Raw genomic sequence first — 17,471 nt, forward strand, 5'->3', positions numbered from 1 at the left:
ACCTCCTTTGCGTCTGCGATCGAAGGGAACTCAGGTGTTGGCACGGGTAACGCGCAGCCCTTCCTCCGGGTGGTAGTGCAGGTCGAAGCCGGCCACCGTGGCGGTCCCGTCGGTGTCGATGTCGAGCACTAGCTCGCCGGCCAGCCAGTGACTGTCCTGCCAGGCGCTGAGGTCGGTACGCCGTTCCAACTCGGCGATCACCTCATCGATCACGTCCGTGGCAGTCATCGCGCGCGGCAGTGGCAGCGTGCAGCGCGCGATCCACCGAGGCAGTGGCCAACGCGGGAGGCTGCTGGTCGGCACCGACACTCCCCCACCATCGATCCACGGCGGCAGGACCAAGCCGTCCGGTGTCCGTACCAGCAGCAGGACCTCGAGGGACTCCGCGTCGGTGTCGCGGACGTGTCCCAGCGCCGCGCGGTCGTCGGCGTTGCCGACGCCGCCGGAAAGCCAGCCGATCAGTGGTGCCCCGGCCTCGGCGACGCCGGCCAGGCGGAAACCGTCAGCTTTCAGCTCCTTGGTGGTGATCTCGTCCCGCTGTTTGGCCTCTGCTTCGGCCATCGCGGGTTGCCACGATGGTGGGCCGAGTTCCGCATCGCCGTAGGCGGCCTGGGTGATCGGCGCGATGTCGCAGGGAAGTCGCAGTGGTGTGCCGTTCAGGTGCGGCAGCAGCACCGCTGCGCTGCGCAGCAGCGTGGCCGGCTGATAGACGCGGCGTGAACCAGCTACCGGGTGCGGTGGCTCTGTTGTCCAGTCGGCGCCGCTGATCCAGCAGGTCGGGGTAGCGAGCTTGGCGGGACGGTCGCCGCGCGCATGACGGTGTAGCCGGCCGATGCGTTGCAGCACCAGGTCGACCGGGGCCAGGTCGGTAACGAGCAGGTCGAAGTCGATGTCGAGGGACTGCTCGGCGACCTGGCTGGCGACCACCACGTGACGATGCGGCCGGCTGCCACTGCCGGGCGGGCCGAACGTGTCGCGCAACCAGCGGTCCTTCGCGGCGCGGTCGACGGCCATGAACCGGGAGTGCGCCACCGACACGGGGATGTCCGGCCCGAGGGCCGCCCGCAGTGCGGCTGCCGTCTCCTGGACCCGCGCCACCGTGTTGCGGACCACCAGCGCACAGCCCCCGTCAGCCAGCTGGTCGCGCAGCAGCTCCACCAGCGTGGGCAAATCGTCGGCCAGGCGCCGCAGCTTCACTTCGACGCCTCGACCCGAGTCAGCGCAGCTGGTCGCGGTGGCGCCACGATCGGCGGTCGAGACGGTGACCAGGGGGTATCTCAGGTCGGTACGCAGCGGTGCGTACGGGTCGACCCGCGGCTTGCCGCGGTCACGCCAGGTGAGCGCAGGCACTGCTCCGAGCCGGCCGATGTCGTACGCCGCCATCAGTTCGGCCCGCCGGCGTGCCGGCAGTGTCGCGGAGAGCACAATGACTGGGACGCCGTACGCGCCGAGCCACTCCAACGCCCGGTCGAGAAAGCGACTCATGTAGACGTCGTAGGCATGCGCCTCGTCGATGACGACGATCTTGCCGGCGAGGCCGAGGTGACGCAGCACCAGATGTTTGCCTCGTAGCGCCGCGAACAGTAACTGGTCGATGGTTCCCACGACGAAGCTGGACAGCAGTGTTCGCTTGGGTCCAGCGAGCCAGACGTGCACGCCGATGTCGGTGCCGCCGTCGTCCTCGGCGATGCCGCTCGGCAGCGAGGTCGTCCGCAGCCGGTCGTAGTCGGCATTGAGTGCGGCCTTGCCGTGTGCCAGCCGTACGTCGCGGTCGCCTCGGCCGACCTGAGCGTCGGGCAGCCTACGCAGCCAGGACAGCATCCGGTTGAACATGGCGTCGCTGGTGGCTCGGGTGGGCAACGCGAGGTAGCAGCCGGATGCCCCGGTACGGCGGGCCAGAATCTCCACCGCTGCCAGCGCGGCCTCGGTCTTGCCTTCGCCCATTGCCGCCTCGACGATCATCATCCCGGGCGCTGGCATGGTCGCGGCCAGCCCGGCAACGGTGCGCTGCACCGGTCGCGGCACCGCGGCGGCGGGTAGCTCGAAGCGCGCCCCGAACATCTCGTCCACGCTCACCGGCGGCGCGGCAGGCCGCCACGGGACCGGCAGGTCCAGCAGCTCCCAGCCGGCCGTCAGCCGGTCTGCGTCCGTGCTTTCCAGGATGTACGGGAAGAACTCCTCGTTGCTCGCGATCCAGTCGGCGACGATGACGAGGCCGGTGAGGGCGGCCTGGACGGGCTGCGACAGCGGTGCGTCGCTCCACTCGATGAGCCGCTCGCCTGCGCCCGACCGCTCTGCCATCCAGTTCAGCAGTTCGTGCTGCACCTGCCGCCAGTCCGGGTCGCCAAGCAGGTGTGGACGCACCTGTACGTCGCGAAGGCCTTCGTCGGTCGGTGGGACACCGTGGTGGCCCCCGACGATGACCGCGTACGAGTGAGGGTCGGTCCAGTGCTGCTGCTGTAACCAGTCCGCCAGCACGAGGTGCCCGGCGGTGGCGTGGGGGGCGTACTTGCGGTCGGCGCGGATCAGGTCCCGGTGATAGCCGAGCCCGTGGTCGCGCATCCGCTCCGCCAGCGCGTACGCCTGGCAGGCGAAGGCGGGCGTGGCCTTGCCGATGTCGTGCACCCCAGCGGTCCAGACGGCCAAGGTGCGGGCGTCCGCGTCGCCACCGGGCAGTTCGTCAGCGATGCGTTGGCGGACTGCCGGGCTCAGCCAGTGCTCCCAGAGCCGTCCGGCCACGTCGGCGGTGTCGGCAAGGTGCCGCCACAGCGGCAGCCAACCTACTGGTGAGGTGCCTTTACGGTCTGTCTTGCCCCAGACGGAGCGTGCCGCGTCGCCCAGTTTCGGGCCGCCAGCACTGGCGCGGGCGTTCATCGACGCACCGGCAGGAGCGGGCTGGGCGTGCCGCTGTGCGACAGGTAGAGCACGTCGCGGGCGCGGGTCAGGGCGACGAACAGAAGGCAGCGCTCACGCTGCAGGTCCTGCCTGTGGGCGTGCGGGTCCTCTGCCGCCGAGGTGAGCGCATGTGGCGCCGGCAAGACCCCTGCGTCCAGGCCGACCACGGCGAGACATTGGAACTCCAGGCCCTTCATGCGGTGCATGGTGGCCACGCGCACCCCGTCGGTGCCTCTCTTGTCGTCGGCCACGGGAATGTGGGCCTCGGTCAAGATCCTCGTGAGGGTGTGGACGAGCTGTCCGGTGCGGGCGGCCACGCCGACGGCGTGCGGTTCCACACCCTGTTCCAGCCAGGTCCCCACCCGTTCGATCAGCGCCTCGTGCTCTGCGTCGCGGCTGTTTTGAGCGACAAGTTCGGGGACGCCACCGCGGGTGATCGAACGGTAGCCCCGCAGTGTGTCGCCCTGGTCGTCGAGGCCGATGGCGGCGTCGCCGTTGAGGACCTTCACCGACAGGTCGAGGATCTCGTGGGTGGTCCGGTAGTTCACGGTGAGCCTGCGGGTGCGGCCACGCACCTGAATGCCCAGCTGAGTTAGCGACACATGGTTGTCGTAGATGCGCTGGTACGGATCGGCGAGTAGGAACATGTCGTTCGGTCCGGGTGCGACGAGCGCACGCAGCAGCCGCCACTGCGCCGGATGCAGGTCCTGGCCTTCGTCGACGATGACATGCCGGTAAGGGGCGGGTGAGTGGCGCGCGATCGTTGCCGCGTCATCGGCGAGCTGGGTGTGGGTACGTAGGCGCCGCTTCGTCAGCTCCCGCTCCGCTGCGCTGATCGCGGCCCACACCTGTTCGCGTTGTGCGGCGCGCAGGCCCTCGCCACGGCCCTTGCGGGGGGCATCGCGGTATGCCTCCAGGGAAGTCAACTGTTGAGCCAGCACCACCTGCTCCCACTCCCGTCTCAGGAAGGCGCTGCTGACCGTGGTGACTTGGCCGGCGCGGTTCAGATAGGTGGGACCGGCCTTCGCGGCGGCCTCCCACAGGCGGTCGAGGACCTCGCTTTCGGCGACCGCGACCTTCTTGCCACCCCGGGCGACGATCTCGTAGGCCAGCTTGTCGACACTGATCACATGGATGCGCGCCCGCACGGCCGGCTCGGTCGCCAGCCGGTGCAGCTGCCTGGCGAGAGAGTCGGCGAGGGCACGGGTGAACGTGGTCAGCAGGACTTTCTCGCCGTCCGGCAAGCGCTTGGCGAGGAACACCGCCCGGTGCAGGCCGGTAACCGTCTTTCCCGTTCCGGCGCTGCCGGTCACCAGGGCGGGACCGCTGTAGGTTTCGCGGTAGGCGACGTCACGTTGCGTCGGGTGCAGGAAGGTGCGCCACACGTCGAACGGGTGGGCGAGGATGGCGGCGAGTTCCACCGGACCCGAGACGAAGGCGATCCGCTCGGGCGTACGCCGCGCCGCGGTCAAGAGGTCCTCGGTGTCCACGCCCGACACGACCCGGTCAGCTATCTCCGCCCAGACCTCCTGCACCGGCAGTCCGCTGGCCAGCCCGCGTAGGACGTCGAGCTGCATCTCGGGCAGGCGCCCGTCGAGACTGTCCAACTGCTGGTCCGTGCCGATGATCCGCAGCAGCGGAATCAGGTCCTCGTCCACGCCGAGCCGTACGAACTCGGCAGTCGAGACGTGGTCGAACAGTCGGTCGCTCGGCGAGGCTGACGGCTCCGTACGAGCAAACTCCTCGATGCCTGCCTGGTCGCGCATCTCCAACACGCCGAGTGCGTGGTTGACGGTGAACCGGCGACTGACCGCGAAGGCAATGGCGTCGTCGTGCGGTAGGACATCGAGCAGCGCGTACTTCTGCTGACCGAGGGAGAGCACGATCCCGCGGTAGAACTGGTCGATGCGGATGGTGCGGATGTTCGGGTCCCGTGCGCCGGTCAGCTTCTCCAGGTGCAGGCCCGCGTGGGTGTGTTCGGCGAACTTGCTGATGGCGGCATCTACGGCGCGCTGCACCCGACGTTGCAGCTTGGCGTAGGCGGGAAGAAACTCCCGGCCGATGGCCAGCTCAGCCATACGATCCCCCGTCGTCACAGCGCCCGAGAGGACAGGGCGCACAGCCTGCACCGCCATCAGCCGATCAGGGATGGCGGTGTTGGTCACGCAGTAGAAGGCGGCGCAGTCAGACCCGAGCCACGCCGTCCAAAGTGAAGCACTTGTGAACCATGCTTGCAAGGATTTCCGCGTGATCTGTCTTCACTATGACAGTTCGCCATCGACGGAGCCTGTTCACGGCGGACAGGCTGGACGACGCCTGCGCCTCATGGTGCTGCCGTCGCCTGCGACCAACACGATCAGAGCAAGCATGTGGCGGATCGGCCGTCGGGATGTCTCGCCGGGAACCTGATGTGCGTGGTTGCCGGCGATGGACAGTTATGCTGAGTCCCGTGGTAGCGGGCACGGACCTCAAAGACCGGTACAGAGTAGGCCGGTTCCCGTTTCCGCATAAGGGCATGGGTGAGGTCTGGCCCGCTCAGGACACCCTGCTCGACCGTCCCGTCATCGTGAAGTTCGTCAGCGCCGCCGCGATGAACATCGAGTTGGCGCGCCGATTCCGCCGCGAGGCGTTGCTGACCGCCCGGCTGGATCATCCTGGCGTTCCCGCCGTCTACGACCTCGGCGAGCAGGACGGCCAACCCTATGTCGTCCTACAGAAAATCAACGGAGTCACTCTCGCAGACCTGGTCGCCGAACAGGGGCGGCTACCGATCGGCTGGGTTGCCGCCATCGGGGCCCAGGTCAGCAGCATCCTGCTCGCCGCACAGCAGATCGGCCTCGTACACCGAGACATCAAGCCGAGCAACGTCATGCTGGACAGAAACGGCGCCGTGAAGGTGCTCGACTTCGGTCTGGCCGTCATCCGCGACGACGAACGCTATTCGCGGATCACCCAGACCGAACAAAGCCTGGGCACGGTCGGCTACATGGCTCCCGAACAGATCTTCGGGGACGCCGTCGACCACCGCACCGACCTGTACGGCTTGGGCGCCACGCTGTTCGACCTGCTCACCGGCCACCCGCCGTTCGACGGTGTCACCACCACCACGACGCTGCGGCACCAGATGGACGACCCTCCACCGCACCCCACTGACCTGCGGCCGGACGTCCCAGCCGTGCTCGACGATTTGATTCACACGATGCTGGCGATCCACCCGCACGACCGGCCGGACACTGCTGCCGAGGTCTACGCCGCGCTCGCTCCCCTCGCCCAGGATTTACCGCCGATCCCAGGCGTGGCCGATGACCTCACTGGATCAGTGCCGGCTTACGCCGCGATCGTCGGGCGAGTGCCACAGCAAGCTCGCCCGGTAGTGACGTCGACGATCGACCCCCTCCAACTCGACGTGGAACAGGCCTCGAAGCAGGCGGAACAACTGCATGCCGCCGGCGAATTCCGAGCTGCCGCCCGGCAGTGGCGGCAGCTCGCCGATCATCACGCGCGGAGCCACGGCGATAGTCACCCTCTGGTATTCGACCTCCGCCTGCGCGCCGCCCGCGCCCACGTGCCGCTCGGCGAGCACGACCGTGCCCTGCGCCAGCTCAAGAGCCTGATGCACAGCCGCGCCCAGGTGGACGGACCGGAACACTTCGCGGTGGTGGAACTGCGTCAAGAGATCGAACGACTCAGCAAGGAACGGCCTTCGCCACGCGAGCGCGCACGACACGTACCGGACGTGGATCACTGAACAACCGAGGCAACAGCACCGCCTTCTGCGCAGGGAAGCGACCGCCCCGATAGTGGAAGATCTGGGCACAGTTCTGGCCACGCGTCTCGGTTGCCAGAGCGCGACGCGCCAGCGGCGAGTACATGCTGCTGTGCTTCAACCAGGCCGCCTCCTCGCCGTGCCGGTCGAACCCGCGGCCGCTGCCCGCGTGCCCGAACACGTCGTGGACCGCACGGAACATGTCGTTCTCGCCGTCACTGAGATACGGGTGCGGGTTACCGCTGGCCGCGCTGGCCCATACCTTCAGCTGACGGTGCCGCACATCGTCGACCATCGAGTCGACCTCCTCGTACGGGTCCTCGTCCACCACCCGCACCGTCACGCCCAGGCCACCGAACTCGATTCGGCCCACCATGAAGTGATACTGCCACACGGTCTCCCGGCAGAACGCGGCGTAGGCGGCAAAGGCACGCTCCTCGCTGGGCGGCGCGGCCATGTAGGCGTCCGCGATGGCAGCACCGACGACGGGGTCAAGGCGCACTCGCGCATACGCCTGGACTGGCGTGGCATCCATCGAGTCGGGCCGATACCGCCGCGCACCGCCACACACGTATGCGACCGGAGCAAAGGTTGGAGACTGGGCAGTTGACAGCGCAGTTGCGAGCAAGGGTGTTCATGGTCCTCCTTCGGTCGTCGAATGGTTGAGGGTCGGGGTCAGCAGGCCACGGGGCTCGCCTGCGTGTCTTGCGTTCTTGGCTCCACACGGGGCGCCGCGTGCTGTTCACGACGTAGCACCTCCCCGAGCACCCGGATTTCGGACACCCGACGGTCCTGGTAGAACTTCGCGAACTTTCCGACGGTGGTGCTGCGCCCACGACGTGGCATGACTCCTCCAAGGACTGGGATCAACACCGCCGACGTTAGCGCCTGTGAACAGGCTACACAAGAGCCATTTCCGTGGTAGCGTTCACGCGTGACGAGAGAGTCGAGCACGGCCCCTAGCGAGGCCACCCTGACAGCCAGCGGCATCGCGCGGCTGGCCAATGTCGGCAGGGCCGCGGTAAGTAACTGGCGTCGCCGGTACGCAGACTTCCCCACCCCCGTAGGCGGCACCCCGACCAGCCCGTCATTCGATGCCCGGGCAGTAGAGCAATGGCTCCACCAGCACGGTCGGCTACACCAGGCCGGCACCGAGCAGTGGGCCTGGAGACACATCGAGAGCTACCAACCCGCAGCGCAAATCAGCGACGCACTCAACATCATCGGCGCATACCTACTCGTCCGCTCCGAACAGACCGAGCCCTTTGGCGACAGCCTGCTCACCCCACGTCAGCTCGTCACCCACCTACGCACGCTCGACCCCGGCCTAGCCGAGATGGTCGGCGAGTTACTGCCCAATCAGTGGACCCCCCAACTCGCCACCCTGCTACGCACGGCCAACCAGCTCAGCTCGGAGCAGGACCCGGAGTCCGCCTTCGAATACCTGCACAGCCAGTACGTGGCCTCGGCCCACTCGCTCTCCGGGCTCGCCGGCACACCAGACAGCGTTGCCGACATAATGCTGACCGTCGCCGGCTCCGGAGCCCGCACCTTCGACTTCACCAGCGGCACCGGATCGATCCTGCGGATGGCCGCCGACCGGGCCCTACAGAGCGCGACCGTCACAAGGTGCTACGCGCAGGAGATCAAGCCGCAGTATGCCCTGATAACTCTGCTGCGACTCTGGTTCGTGCATCTGCGCGCCCAACGCGCTGGCCATCCGACGGAGCCTCCCATCGTGCACGTCGGCGACAGCCTGCTCGCCGACGCCATGCCCAACCTGCGAGCCGACGTCGTCGTGGCCAACTTCCCGTTCGGCATTCATGACTGGGGTCACGACCGCCTCGCCTACGATCCTCGCTGGACCTACGGCCTACCCCCGCGCACCGAACCCGAACTCGCCTGGGTACAGCACGCCCTGGCCCATCTCTCCCCCGGCGGCACCGCCGTCGTGCTCATGCCCCCCGCCGCCGCGTCGCGTCCAGCCGGCCGCCGCGTCCGCGCCGAACTGATCCGCCACGGAGCGCTCCGCGGGGTCATCGCTCTCCCCGCCGGCCTGATGCCACCGACCGGCATCGGACTGCACGTCTGGGTACTCACCCAGCCCGACCCGCACCAGCCACACGCCGGCGACCTGCTCGTGGTCGACACCACTGCTGCATCGACGACCCGAAGCCTCTCCGACACAGTCGGAGAGGCTTGGCGTGCCTACCAATCCGATGACTACGCCCAAGTGCCCGGCGTCCACCGCGCGGTACCCGCCATCGAAGTGCTCGACGACCAGGTCGACCTGACCCCGCAACGCCACCTGCCGCAGGCCAGCAACCTCACCGCCGACCCAGCCCAGATCATCGCCAGGATCAGCGACTTCGACCAACTCCTCAACCACATACGACACGCTCTACCCGCAGTACGACAGGCGCAGACCGCACCGCTACACGCCGCTCCTCAAGCCGACATTGCCGACCTGATCCGGTCTGGCAGCATCTCCGTGCAACGCGCAACTTCGCGTACCCGATCAACCAGCGCAACCACCGCCACGACCCTGACCGCCACTGACGTCCTGTCCGGCGGCCCCGCAACCGGCTCGACAGCCCGCGCCGCAAACGACCCCCCAGGACCGCAGGTACGCACCAACGACATCCTCATCCCCATCATCGGCCACAAGATCAGCGCCAGGGTCGCCACTCCTGAACAAGTCGGAGCCGAACTAGGACCCGGCGTTCAACTGCTACGCGTCGACACGACCTGTTTCGATCCGTGGTTCGTCGCCGGCGTCATCTCCCACACAGACAACCTGCGTATCGCTGGTCGAGCCTCCAGCACCGCCAACAGCGCCCTACGCATCGACATCAAGCGACTCGCCATCCCCGTGCTGCCGTTGGACCAGCAGCAGGCGTACGGGCAGGCCTTCTGCCGACTCATCGAGTTCAGCACCGCCCTTGACCGGGCAGCGATGACCGGAGCCGCGTTGGCCCGCGAAATCAGCGACGGCCTCACCGCAGGCGCCCTCGACCTCACCTCCTGATCGGCTATGCCGGGCGAGCCGTCTTCTCGGTGCGCCCACAGGAGGAGACCGACGTACCTCTGATGCAGCGCGGCACAGACCCCTGGCAAGCAGCTTCCCGCCGTGTTGGGTGACTGCTTCCAGGGCCACGGATGGCCTCGACCGCGCGAATGCACGCGCCTTCGGCGGTGAACACGACCGCTTACTCGCCGCCTCAGCCGTTCGGTCCTGACCGCGCCCGCCCGACCGGCTCCGCTCCCGAACGGTAAGCCAATGGGTGATCGAGAAGAGCTGTGTGACCACGACTGGTCACTCATACACTCCTTCCGAGCTGCTGCTCATCAGCCACAGCCGGATGCGCGCAGCGCCGCACGCCTCGTGCCTGCGGCTCCGACGCCCCCGAGGCCAACTCGCCCCGCGCCCTGGCCACACGCCCAGTACGCTGCACTTAGGGTCTCGTCGATTCAGCCTCCGTTTCCGAAGGATGATCTTGCGCGCTAAAGTGAAGGAAAACCGCCTTGTTGATCTTTAGCGCCGCAGGTCAGGAAGTCTGCTCCCCGCGCACGCGGGGGTGATCCGCGCATTCAGGATGCGTCGACAATGCACCAGGCCTGCTCCCCGCGCACGCGGGGGTGATCCGCAGGGGCCCGGCTCTTTACCCCCGTGGGGAGCCTGCTCCCCGCGCACGCGGGGGTGATCCTTGACGGCCCCCACTCGTCCGTTTGCAGGTGCCCTGCTCCCCGCGCACGCGGGGGTGATCCCGAAATCCGGTCGCTCGACGGCGCGTGGCAGTCCTGCTCCCCGCGCACGCGGGGGTGATCCGTCATCCCCGTTGCGATCGCGACCAGCTCGGCCCTGCTCCCCGCGCACGCGGGGGTGATCCGTCGGGCCGATGGGCGATGAGCTGCGCGTAGGTCTGCTCCCCGCGCACGCGGGGGTGATCCCGCCGTCCGCGCGACGCGGCTCCGGTCGAACAGCTGCTCCCCGCGCACGCGGGGGTGATCCACAACCTGGCTGCCAACGCCGACAGCAAGGCGGCTGCTCCCCGCGCACGCGGGGGTGATCCCAAGACCGAGACGCAGAAGCTGATCGACACGTACTGCTCCCCGCGCACGCGGGGGTGATCCGTGGTCTTCCTCCGGTTGACCGGGATGTTGCTCCTGCTCCCCGCGCACGCGGGGGTGATCCGGGTCGGCGAGGGCCGCGACAGATCCGCCCCGCCTGCTCCCCGCGCACGCGGGGGTGATCCGGCGCGGCCCCACGTCGCGGCCACGTACCTGCTCTGCTCCCCGCGCACGCGGGGGTGATCCCGGCCGCCCGTCCGGGCCGGCGGTGCCGTCGAGCTGCTCCCCGCGCACGCGGGGGTGATCCCGCCGCGGTGTTCGGCATCTACAACGCGCAGGTCTGCTCCCCGCGCACGCGGGGGTGATCCCGCCGTGGTGATGCCGTTCGACGCCTCGCCGGCCTGCTCCCCGCGCACGCGGGGGTGATCCCACGGACGTACATGCACTGTCGGTAGTGCAACTCTGCTCCCCGCGCACGCGGGGGTGATCCCTCCTGTCGTGACGCTCGCGCAGAGCCAGCTTGCTGCTCCCCGCGCACGCGGGGGTGATCCTTCCTTGACCATGCGGATCCGGTGCGAGAGCGCCTGCTCCCCGCGCACGCGGGGGTGATCCGGTGCGCGACCGCTCGTGCCCGCTACGGACGGCCTGCTCCCCGCGCACGCGGGGGTGATCCCGGCCGCAACACCCTCGACCTGCGTCTGCAACGCTGCTCCCCGCGCACGCGGGGGTGATCCGCTCCAGTTGGCGGAGAACGGTGTCATTGCCACCTGCTCCCCGCGCACGCGGGGGTGATCCCCTGGCCACCACGGACCTCCAGTTGGTTAAGCGCTGCTCCCCGCGCACGCGGGGGTGATCCTGGATCTATGGTGATTGCTCTGCCGCGACAAGGCTGCTCCCCCGCGCACGCGGGGGTGATCCGCGTCGCTGGTCACCGCATACGGCACCAGCGACCTGCTCCCCGCGCACGCGGGGGTGATCCTACCCGCGGGAGCGTGCCGTAGAGCGCACCGTACTGCTCCCCGCGCACGCGGGGGTGATCCGGCGTCGGCCGCCGCCTCCAAGCTCTCGCGCACCTGCTCCCCGCGCACGCGGGGGTGATCCCTCGCCGTTGCCGCCGTGGTAGGCGAAGCCGTTCTGCTCCCCGCGCACGCGGGGGTGATCCGCGGCAGGGGATGCACCGGCCGGCGAGCTGCCCCTGCTCCCCGCGCACGCGGGGGTGATCCGGAGCCCGCACATGTCCACCGTGGAGAAGTGGCCTGCTCCCCGCGCACGCGGGGGTGATCCCTTCTCCCAGGCGGAGAAGAAGGTGCAGCACATCTGCTCCCCGCGCACGCGGGGGTGATCCGCGCATCATTGTCGCCACCGCGACCGAGGCCGTCTGCTCCCCGCGCACGCTGGGGTGATCCCGGGTACGACCCCGACATTGACGATTGGGAAGACTGCTCCCCGCGCACGCGGGGGTGATCCCCCGATCACGGCGGTGTCCGGGGTATAGGACTGCTGCTCCCCGCGCACGCGGGGGGTGATCCTTCAGCGGCCAGTCATGGCCGTCTTGAGCGAGCCTGCTCCCCGCGCACGCGGGGGTGATCCCTCCTGTGCGAGCCGCGTCACCAGGTCGTCGAGCTGCTCCCCGCGCACGCGGGGGTGATCCCCGCATCCACGCGTCCTCGTCACCGCGCAGGATCTGCTCCCCGCGCACGCGGGGGTGATCCCGCCGGCCGACTGGAGCAGCCCGGCCCGGGTCGCTGCTCCCCGCGCACGCGGGGGTGATCCCTATCTGTGAACGTGGGGTTACACAGAAGTCCCCTGCTCCCCGCGCACGCGGGGGTGATCCGGCCGAAGTCGACCGTGGCCGGCACGGAGTCGACTGCTCCCCGCGCACGCGGGGGTGATCCGTTCCTGGAGCTGGCCCTACTGGAGCAGGGGCACTGCTCCCCGCGCACGCGGGGGTGATCCACGAAGGTCGGGCGGCAGTGGTTGATCGCTGAGCTGCTCCCCGCGCACGCGGGGGTGATCCCACCTCGCAGTCGCAGCCGTCGAGCGCGCCGGCCTGCTCCCCGCGCACGCGGGGGTGATCCATCGCCGCCGGCCGTTCGGCCGTGGTACGTGGTCTGCTCCCCGCGCACGCGGGGGTGATCCGGCGATCAGCCACCGGCCCAGCCGCGGCAACCGCTGCTCCCCGCGCACGCGGGGGTGATCCCACCGCCCTTGCGCAGGCGATGAACGCCGGCCCCTGCTCCCGCGCACGCGGGGGTGATCCGGTGACGTGACCGTGACCCACGACCGAGAGGTGCTGCTCCCCGCGCACGCGGGGGTGATCCTGCGCAGGGGGCGGGCGTATGAGGCAGGGCCGCCTGCTCCCCGCGCACGCGGGGTGATCCCTCGCCTCGCGGCAGATCGCGCCGTCCGAGGCGCTGCTCCCCGCGCACGCGGGGATGATCCGACGGGCACGAGGTGCACGGCGATCTGGCTGAACTGCTCCCCGCGCACGCGGGGGTGATCCTGGACGTGGCGCCACCACGCGTACGTCTCTACCCTGCTCCCCGCGCACGCGGGGGTGATCCGCCGGTGCGCTGCCGGGTGTCGGTGGTGACGCTCTGCTCCCCGCGCACGCGGGGGTGAACCCAGCAGCCCCAGCTCGGCACCCTTCGCGCAAACCTGCTCCCCGCGCACGCGGGGGTGATCCGGCGATGATGCCGCTGGTCCCGGGGTACAACCCCCGCCTCCCCGCGCACGCGGGGGTGATCCCTGGAACCCGAACATGGCCACGCCGAGCAACTTAGCCAGGGACGAGGTCAACGGCCAGGGAGCGGTCCGAGGCACGTCGGGCCTTCCCGGGCCGTCCGTGAGACGGTTGTGAGATTTGGTGGATCGAAGCAGGCTGGTGACCGACGACTCCGCCGAGCAATCAGGAAGGCAGGTGCCCCAGTGGCTCCGATCGAGGTCGCTGGTCGACCGGTGAACGACCCGCTCGGCGTCTTCGTCGACTACTGCAAGCGGCATGCCCGCACGGTCCGCGCCTACGACTGGCTGGCCGGCACGCATCCCGTGCTGACGCCGAAGCTCATCAAGGTAACTCGTGCACCTTACATGGGCAGCAGAATCAGTCGGGAGCAGGAGCGCCACCTGCTGCGGCTGAGCGAGACCGCGCCCTGGGACGACGTCCCGCTCGACGCCCAACTCCGAAACGCCAACCCAATGCTCGACGATGGCTGCTACGACGGTGCGCTCCGGCTGTACCAGCACTTCTTCCAGGATCGTCCGCGAGGGCTCGGGCATGCGAAGGTGAGCAAGGCCCTGCACCTGGCGCGGCCTGGACTGTTCCTCATCCTCGACAGTGCGCTGCTGCGACGGTACCGGCGGGCCGCCGAGGTCGCGGCGCGTGAACTACAGCAGGCAGGCAGCCGGCACGCACCACCGCGGCGGGCCTACTGGGCGGCATACCGAACGGATCTGCTGCGGGCCGCCGAGGGGCTCGCCCGGCTACGGGCCGCCGCGCGCCACCACGACGATCCGCTGGTCGCCGAGGCGGCGGATCGCCTCTCGGACGTACGCCTGCTGGACATCCTCGCCTGGATGCCCGATCGAGAGGCTTCATCGACCTCGTGACGGTCGACCCTGCGATGCCATCGCCAAGAGGCGGACTTGGGACGTCAGGATGGGCCTCAAGCCGATACGGTCGGCGATATGACCTTTGTGGACGCCAGCGAGGGACTGCCCACGCTCGGCAAGCTCGAACTGCTCGACGTGCGGCAAGTCTGGAAGCACGAGGCGCACACCTTCACGCCGTGGTTGCTGGCGAACGCGGACGTGCTCGGCGAACTGCTCGGCATGGACCTGGTGCTGTCGTCAGCCGAGCACCCGGTGGGCGGATTCTCGCTGGATCTGATTGGCGTCGATGAGGCAACGAACGAAACGGTAATCATCGAGAACCAGCTGACGAGGACGGACCACGGCCATCTGGGGCAGTTGCTGACCTACGCCGGTGGGACGGATCCGGTCAACGTGGTGTGGATCGCGACCGAGTTCCGTGAAGAACATAGGGCCGCGTTGGACTGGCTCAACACCCGTACGGACGAGACCACGAGGTTCTTCGGAATCGAGATCAGCGCGGTACGCATCGGCGAGTCGGCGCCAGCGCCCCTCATGCGCCTGGTCGTGCAGCCGAACGACTGGGGCAAGAAGGTCAAGGCGATCGCCAAGGGCGACACTGCAGCGAGCGATCGAGCATTGGCCTACCAGGAGTTCTGGACGAGATTCCTGGAGGCGGTCCATGACCGCAAGCTCGGGTGGACGACGTCGACCAAGGGCTCGCCGCAGAACTGGCAGCCCCTGCCCGCCGGCATGAGCGGCATCTCGTACGCGTGCACGTTCAGCCGGTCGGGGCTGTCGAGCGAGATCTTCTTTCAAGACCCCGATCCCGCGGTCAACGACGCGCGTTTCGCCGCCGCCCGCGCCAAGCTGGAGCCGACTTTCGGAAACACCCTGTCGTACGAACCGCTGCAGGGCAGGAAGGGTTGCCGCATCGCGCAGTACCGGGAAGGCGACATCGGCAACAGTGAGGACTGGGCCGAGTACGTGACCTGGTTCATCGAGGCTCAGACGCGACTTCGCACGGCGATAACCGACGCTGGCGGCCTGGCCTCGCTCATCAGTCAATAGCAATGCACCCCGTCTGGCGAGGCGCTCGGCCAGGAGGCGCCGCGCCCTCAGGTCACAGCACCCCTGCATCGTCGCCCGGTGCCTTCACCGCACTGCCGGACGGCTAGACAGCAGCTGCAGCGGTAGGCCGATGCTATTGACGGGCCTCGGCCGTCAGTCTTCGTCCGTGGGACGAGGTTGTCGGTACTTGGCGATCCAGTCCTCAATGTCCTCGGCCAACCACACCTTCATCCCCCGTAGCTCCTGGTAGGGCTTCGGGAAGGTGGGGTACCGGGCAAGCTGCTGGAACCGTTGCCGCGAGACGTTGAGACGCTGCGCGATCTCGTAAGGCCCCATCAAGCGGCCTGGCCCACGGTCCACGCCTTCGAACGTAGGCAGATCGGTTCTATCCTTTTGGCAATTGCCGGTTGACTAGCTCGACGGGGGGATGCGATCCTGAAGACGTGACGCAATATCTCTCAAACCGGGATCATCCACCCCTCATTCCTCCTTGCGAGCCATCTAACGGAGGCACCTCGACGCCGGTCCTGTCACGGCGACGCGTCACCCGTACCCGATGTGGCTCTGATGGCCCTGCACCGGCCTGCAGATGAGCGGTCACGCTCACGCGCCAGCGGTTTGTTCGGCGTGCGGACCTTGCGGGAGGTGAGGATGCCGTGGTTGTCGAGGTGGTGATGATGGTGGTTGGCGCCGTACTGCTGGGGTTTCTGGCGGGGTTGTTCGCGTTCAAGGTCAAGTCACGGTGGTGTCCGCGTTGCGGTGAGTCCACCGACGCCGCGCCCCCGGCGGTGCGGCGGTGAACGGCCCCGGCCGGCAGGAGCGTCGTGAGCTGCCGATAGGCCGGCGGGTCGCGCAACTACGGGTCCGCCGTGGGATGAGCCAGCAGGTCTTCGCCGACCGGATCGGCAAGTCGAAGAGCTGGGTCGACAAGGTCGAACGCGGCGTACGCAACCTCGATCGGCTGTCGGTAATTGAGACGGTCGCCGGGGTCCTCGGGGTCGCCACCGGCGCCCTGGTCGGCCGCAACGCCCACCAGGCCACGGCCACCGAGGTGGCTGCCGCCGTGGAACGGGTCCGGGAGGCGCTGGCCCGTTACGACACCCCCGCCACCAGCACCAGCTTGGCCGACCTTGACCGGCAGGTCGCCTACGCGCACACCGCCTACCACCATGCTCAGTACCCCCAGGTGCTGCGGATCCTGCCCGACCTGCTCGCCAACGCTCGACAAGTCGCGGCCGGCGTGCCCGCGCCCACCCCGGATCTTCTGGTACGGGTGTACCGCCTCGCCGCCCAGGTCCTGGTCAAGCTCGGCGAACCCGACCTGGCCTGGCTCGCCGCCGACCGGGCGATGACCATCGCCCGCGGCGACCCGCGGCGTACCGCCGTCGCCGTGGTCGGCCTCGCGCAGGCACTACGCGCCCTCCGACGTGGCCGCCTGGCCATGGCCGTCACCATGACCGCCGTGGAACAACTCGGCCCGGCGCAGCCCTCCGACGACCCACCGGAGCACGCCGCCCTCACCGGAACCCTGCTGATCGAGGCCGCCCTCGCCGCCGCCAGCTACGGCGACGCCGCCACCGCCAGCAGCCTCACCGACCGGGCCGCCTGCCTGGCCCGCGACCACGGCCACGACGGCGGCTTCGGGCCGGTCGTGGTCGACCTCGCCCGCGCGCTGACTGCCACCTGCCTCGGCGACAACGACCTGGCCATCGCCATCCATCTCCGCGTCACCCACACCGACGCCTGGCACCGGCTCCCCGCCGAGCACCGCGCCGGCCACCTCATCGACATCACCCGCGCCCAACTCGCCCTCGGCGACCACCACGGTGCCGGACGTGCCCTGGTTACCGCCGACCGCATCGCCCCCGCGGAAACCCGCCTCCGCCCCGCCACCCGCGTCGCGCTGACCGCCGTGCTCCGCGCCGGCCCCTCCCCCGCCGACGTCACCCGCCTCGCCGCCACTATCGGCCTGGCCCGGCAGCCCTGACACCGCGCGAGGGCGAGGTGTTGGTGGACCTGAATGCCCGCCTGCTGGCCAGCGTGGCACGACGCGACGCGACCCAGCTCTGGTCCGCCC

At 69.1% G+C, this 17,471-nt stretch carries 10 protein-coding genes and 1 CRISPR repeat array; of the genes, 6 read left to right on the top strand and 4 right to left on the bottom strand.

Annotated features, from left to right (window positions below):
* Positions 1-30: 30 nt before the first annotated feature.
* Positions 31-2,874 (bottom strand): CRISPR-associated helicase Cas3', encoded by a 2,844-nt coding sequence (cas3, locus tag RM555_RS09230; protein ID WP_311411342.1) that lies wholly within the window; start codon positions 2,872-2,874, stop codon positions 31-33.
* Positions 2,871-5,060 carry a UvrD-helicase domain-containing protein gene (locus RM555_RS09235; protein WP_311411343.1) on the bottom strand — a complete coding sequence of 730 codons (2,190 nt, stop codon included), beginning with the start codon at positions 5,058-5,060 and terminating at the stop codon, positions 2,871-2,873. Before RM555_RS09235 ends, cas3 begins: the two co-directional genes overlap by 4 nt.
* Before the next feature lie 350 nt (positions 5,061-5,410).
* Between RM555_RS09235 and RM555_RS09240 the strand changes: the two genes are divergently transcribed.
* Positions 5,411-6,643 carry a serine/threonine-protein kinase gene (locus tag RM555_RS09240; protein WP_311411344.1) on the top strand — a complete coding sequence of 411 codons (1,233 nt, stop codon included), beginning with the start codon at positions 5,411-5,413 and terminating at the stop codon, positions 6,641-6,643.
* On the opposite strand, the gene RM555_RS09245 is transcribed toward RM555_RS09240, so the two are convergent.
* A complete protein-coding gene (locus RM555_RS09245; RefSeq protein ID WP_311411345.1) occupies positions 6,582-7,196 on the bottom strand; it encodes a hypothetical protein in 615 nt (204 codons plus the stop codon). The two genes, RM555_RS09240 and RM555_RS09245, sit on opposite strands and share 62 nt — an antisense overlap.
* Before the next feature lie 399 nt (positions 7,197-7,595).
* On the opposite strand from RM555_RS09245, the gene RM555_RS09250 reads away from it, so the two are divergent.
* The 3 genes from RM555_RS09250 (at position 7,596) to RM555_RS09260 (ending at position 15,394) form a co-directional block, all read left to right on the top strand.
* Positions 7,596-9,689 carry an N-6 DNA methylase gene (locus RM555_RS09250; RefSeq protein ID WP_311411346.1) on the top strand — a complete coding sequence of 698 codons (2,094 nt, stop codon included), beginning with the start codon at positions 7,596-7,598 and terminating at the stop codon, positions 9,687-9,689.
* Between the two features lie 529 nt (positions 9,690-10,218).
* Positions 10,219-13,480: direct repeats of the CRISPR family, unit length 28 nt; unit sequence CTGCTCCCCGCGCACGCGGGGGTGATCC.
* A 180-nt stretch (positions 13,481-13,660) separates the two neighbouring features.
* On the top strand, positions 13,661-14,341 hold the full coding sequence (locus tag RM555_RS09255; protein ID WP_311411347.1) for a DUF6308 family protein: 681 nt from the start codon (positions 13,661-13,663) through the stop codon (positions 14,339-14,341).
* A 78-nt stretch (positions 14,342-14,419) separates the two neighbouring features.
* On the top strand, positions 14,420-15,394 hold the full coding sequence (locus tag RM555_RS09260) for a DUF4268 domain-containing protein (RefSeq protein WP_311411348.1): 975 nt from the start codon (positions 14,420-14,422) through the stop codon (positions 15,392-15,394).
* A gap of 153 nt (positions 15,395-15,547) precedes the next feature.
* Here RM555_RS09260 and RM555_RS09265 read toward each other — a convergent pair whose 3' ends face one another.
* On the bottom strand, positions 15,548-15,754 hold the full coding sequence (locus RM555_RS09265) for a helix-turn-helix transcriptional regulator (protein ID WP_311411349.1): 207 nt from the start codon (positions 15,752-15,754) through the stop codon (positions 15,548-15,550).
* A gap of 296 nt (positions 15,755-16,050) precedes the next feature.
* Between RM555_RS09265 and RM555_RS09270 the strand changes: the two genes are divergently transcribed.
* Together RM555_RS09270 and RM555_RS09275 are read left to right on the top strand one after the other, a co-directional pair.
* A complete protein-coding gene (locus tag RM555_RS09270) occupies positions 16,051-16,194 on the top strand; it encodes a hypothetical protein (protein ID WP_311411350.1) in 144 nt (47 codons plus the stop codon).
* 74 nt (positions 16,195-16,268) lie between these two features.
* Positions 16,269-17,381, top strand: a complete 1,113-nt coding sequence (locus tag RM555_RS09275; RefSeq protein WP_449560140.1) for a helix-turn-helix domain-containing protein — start codon at positions 16,269-16,271, stop codon at positions 17,379-17,381.
* Positions 17,382-17,471: the final 90 nt, after the last annotated feature.

This window comes from Micromonospora reichwaldensis, from assembly GCF_031845925.1.
Classification (GTDB): Bacteria; Actinomycetota; Actinomycetes; order Mycobacteriales; family Micromonosporaceae; genus Micromonospora; species Micromonospora reichwaldensis.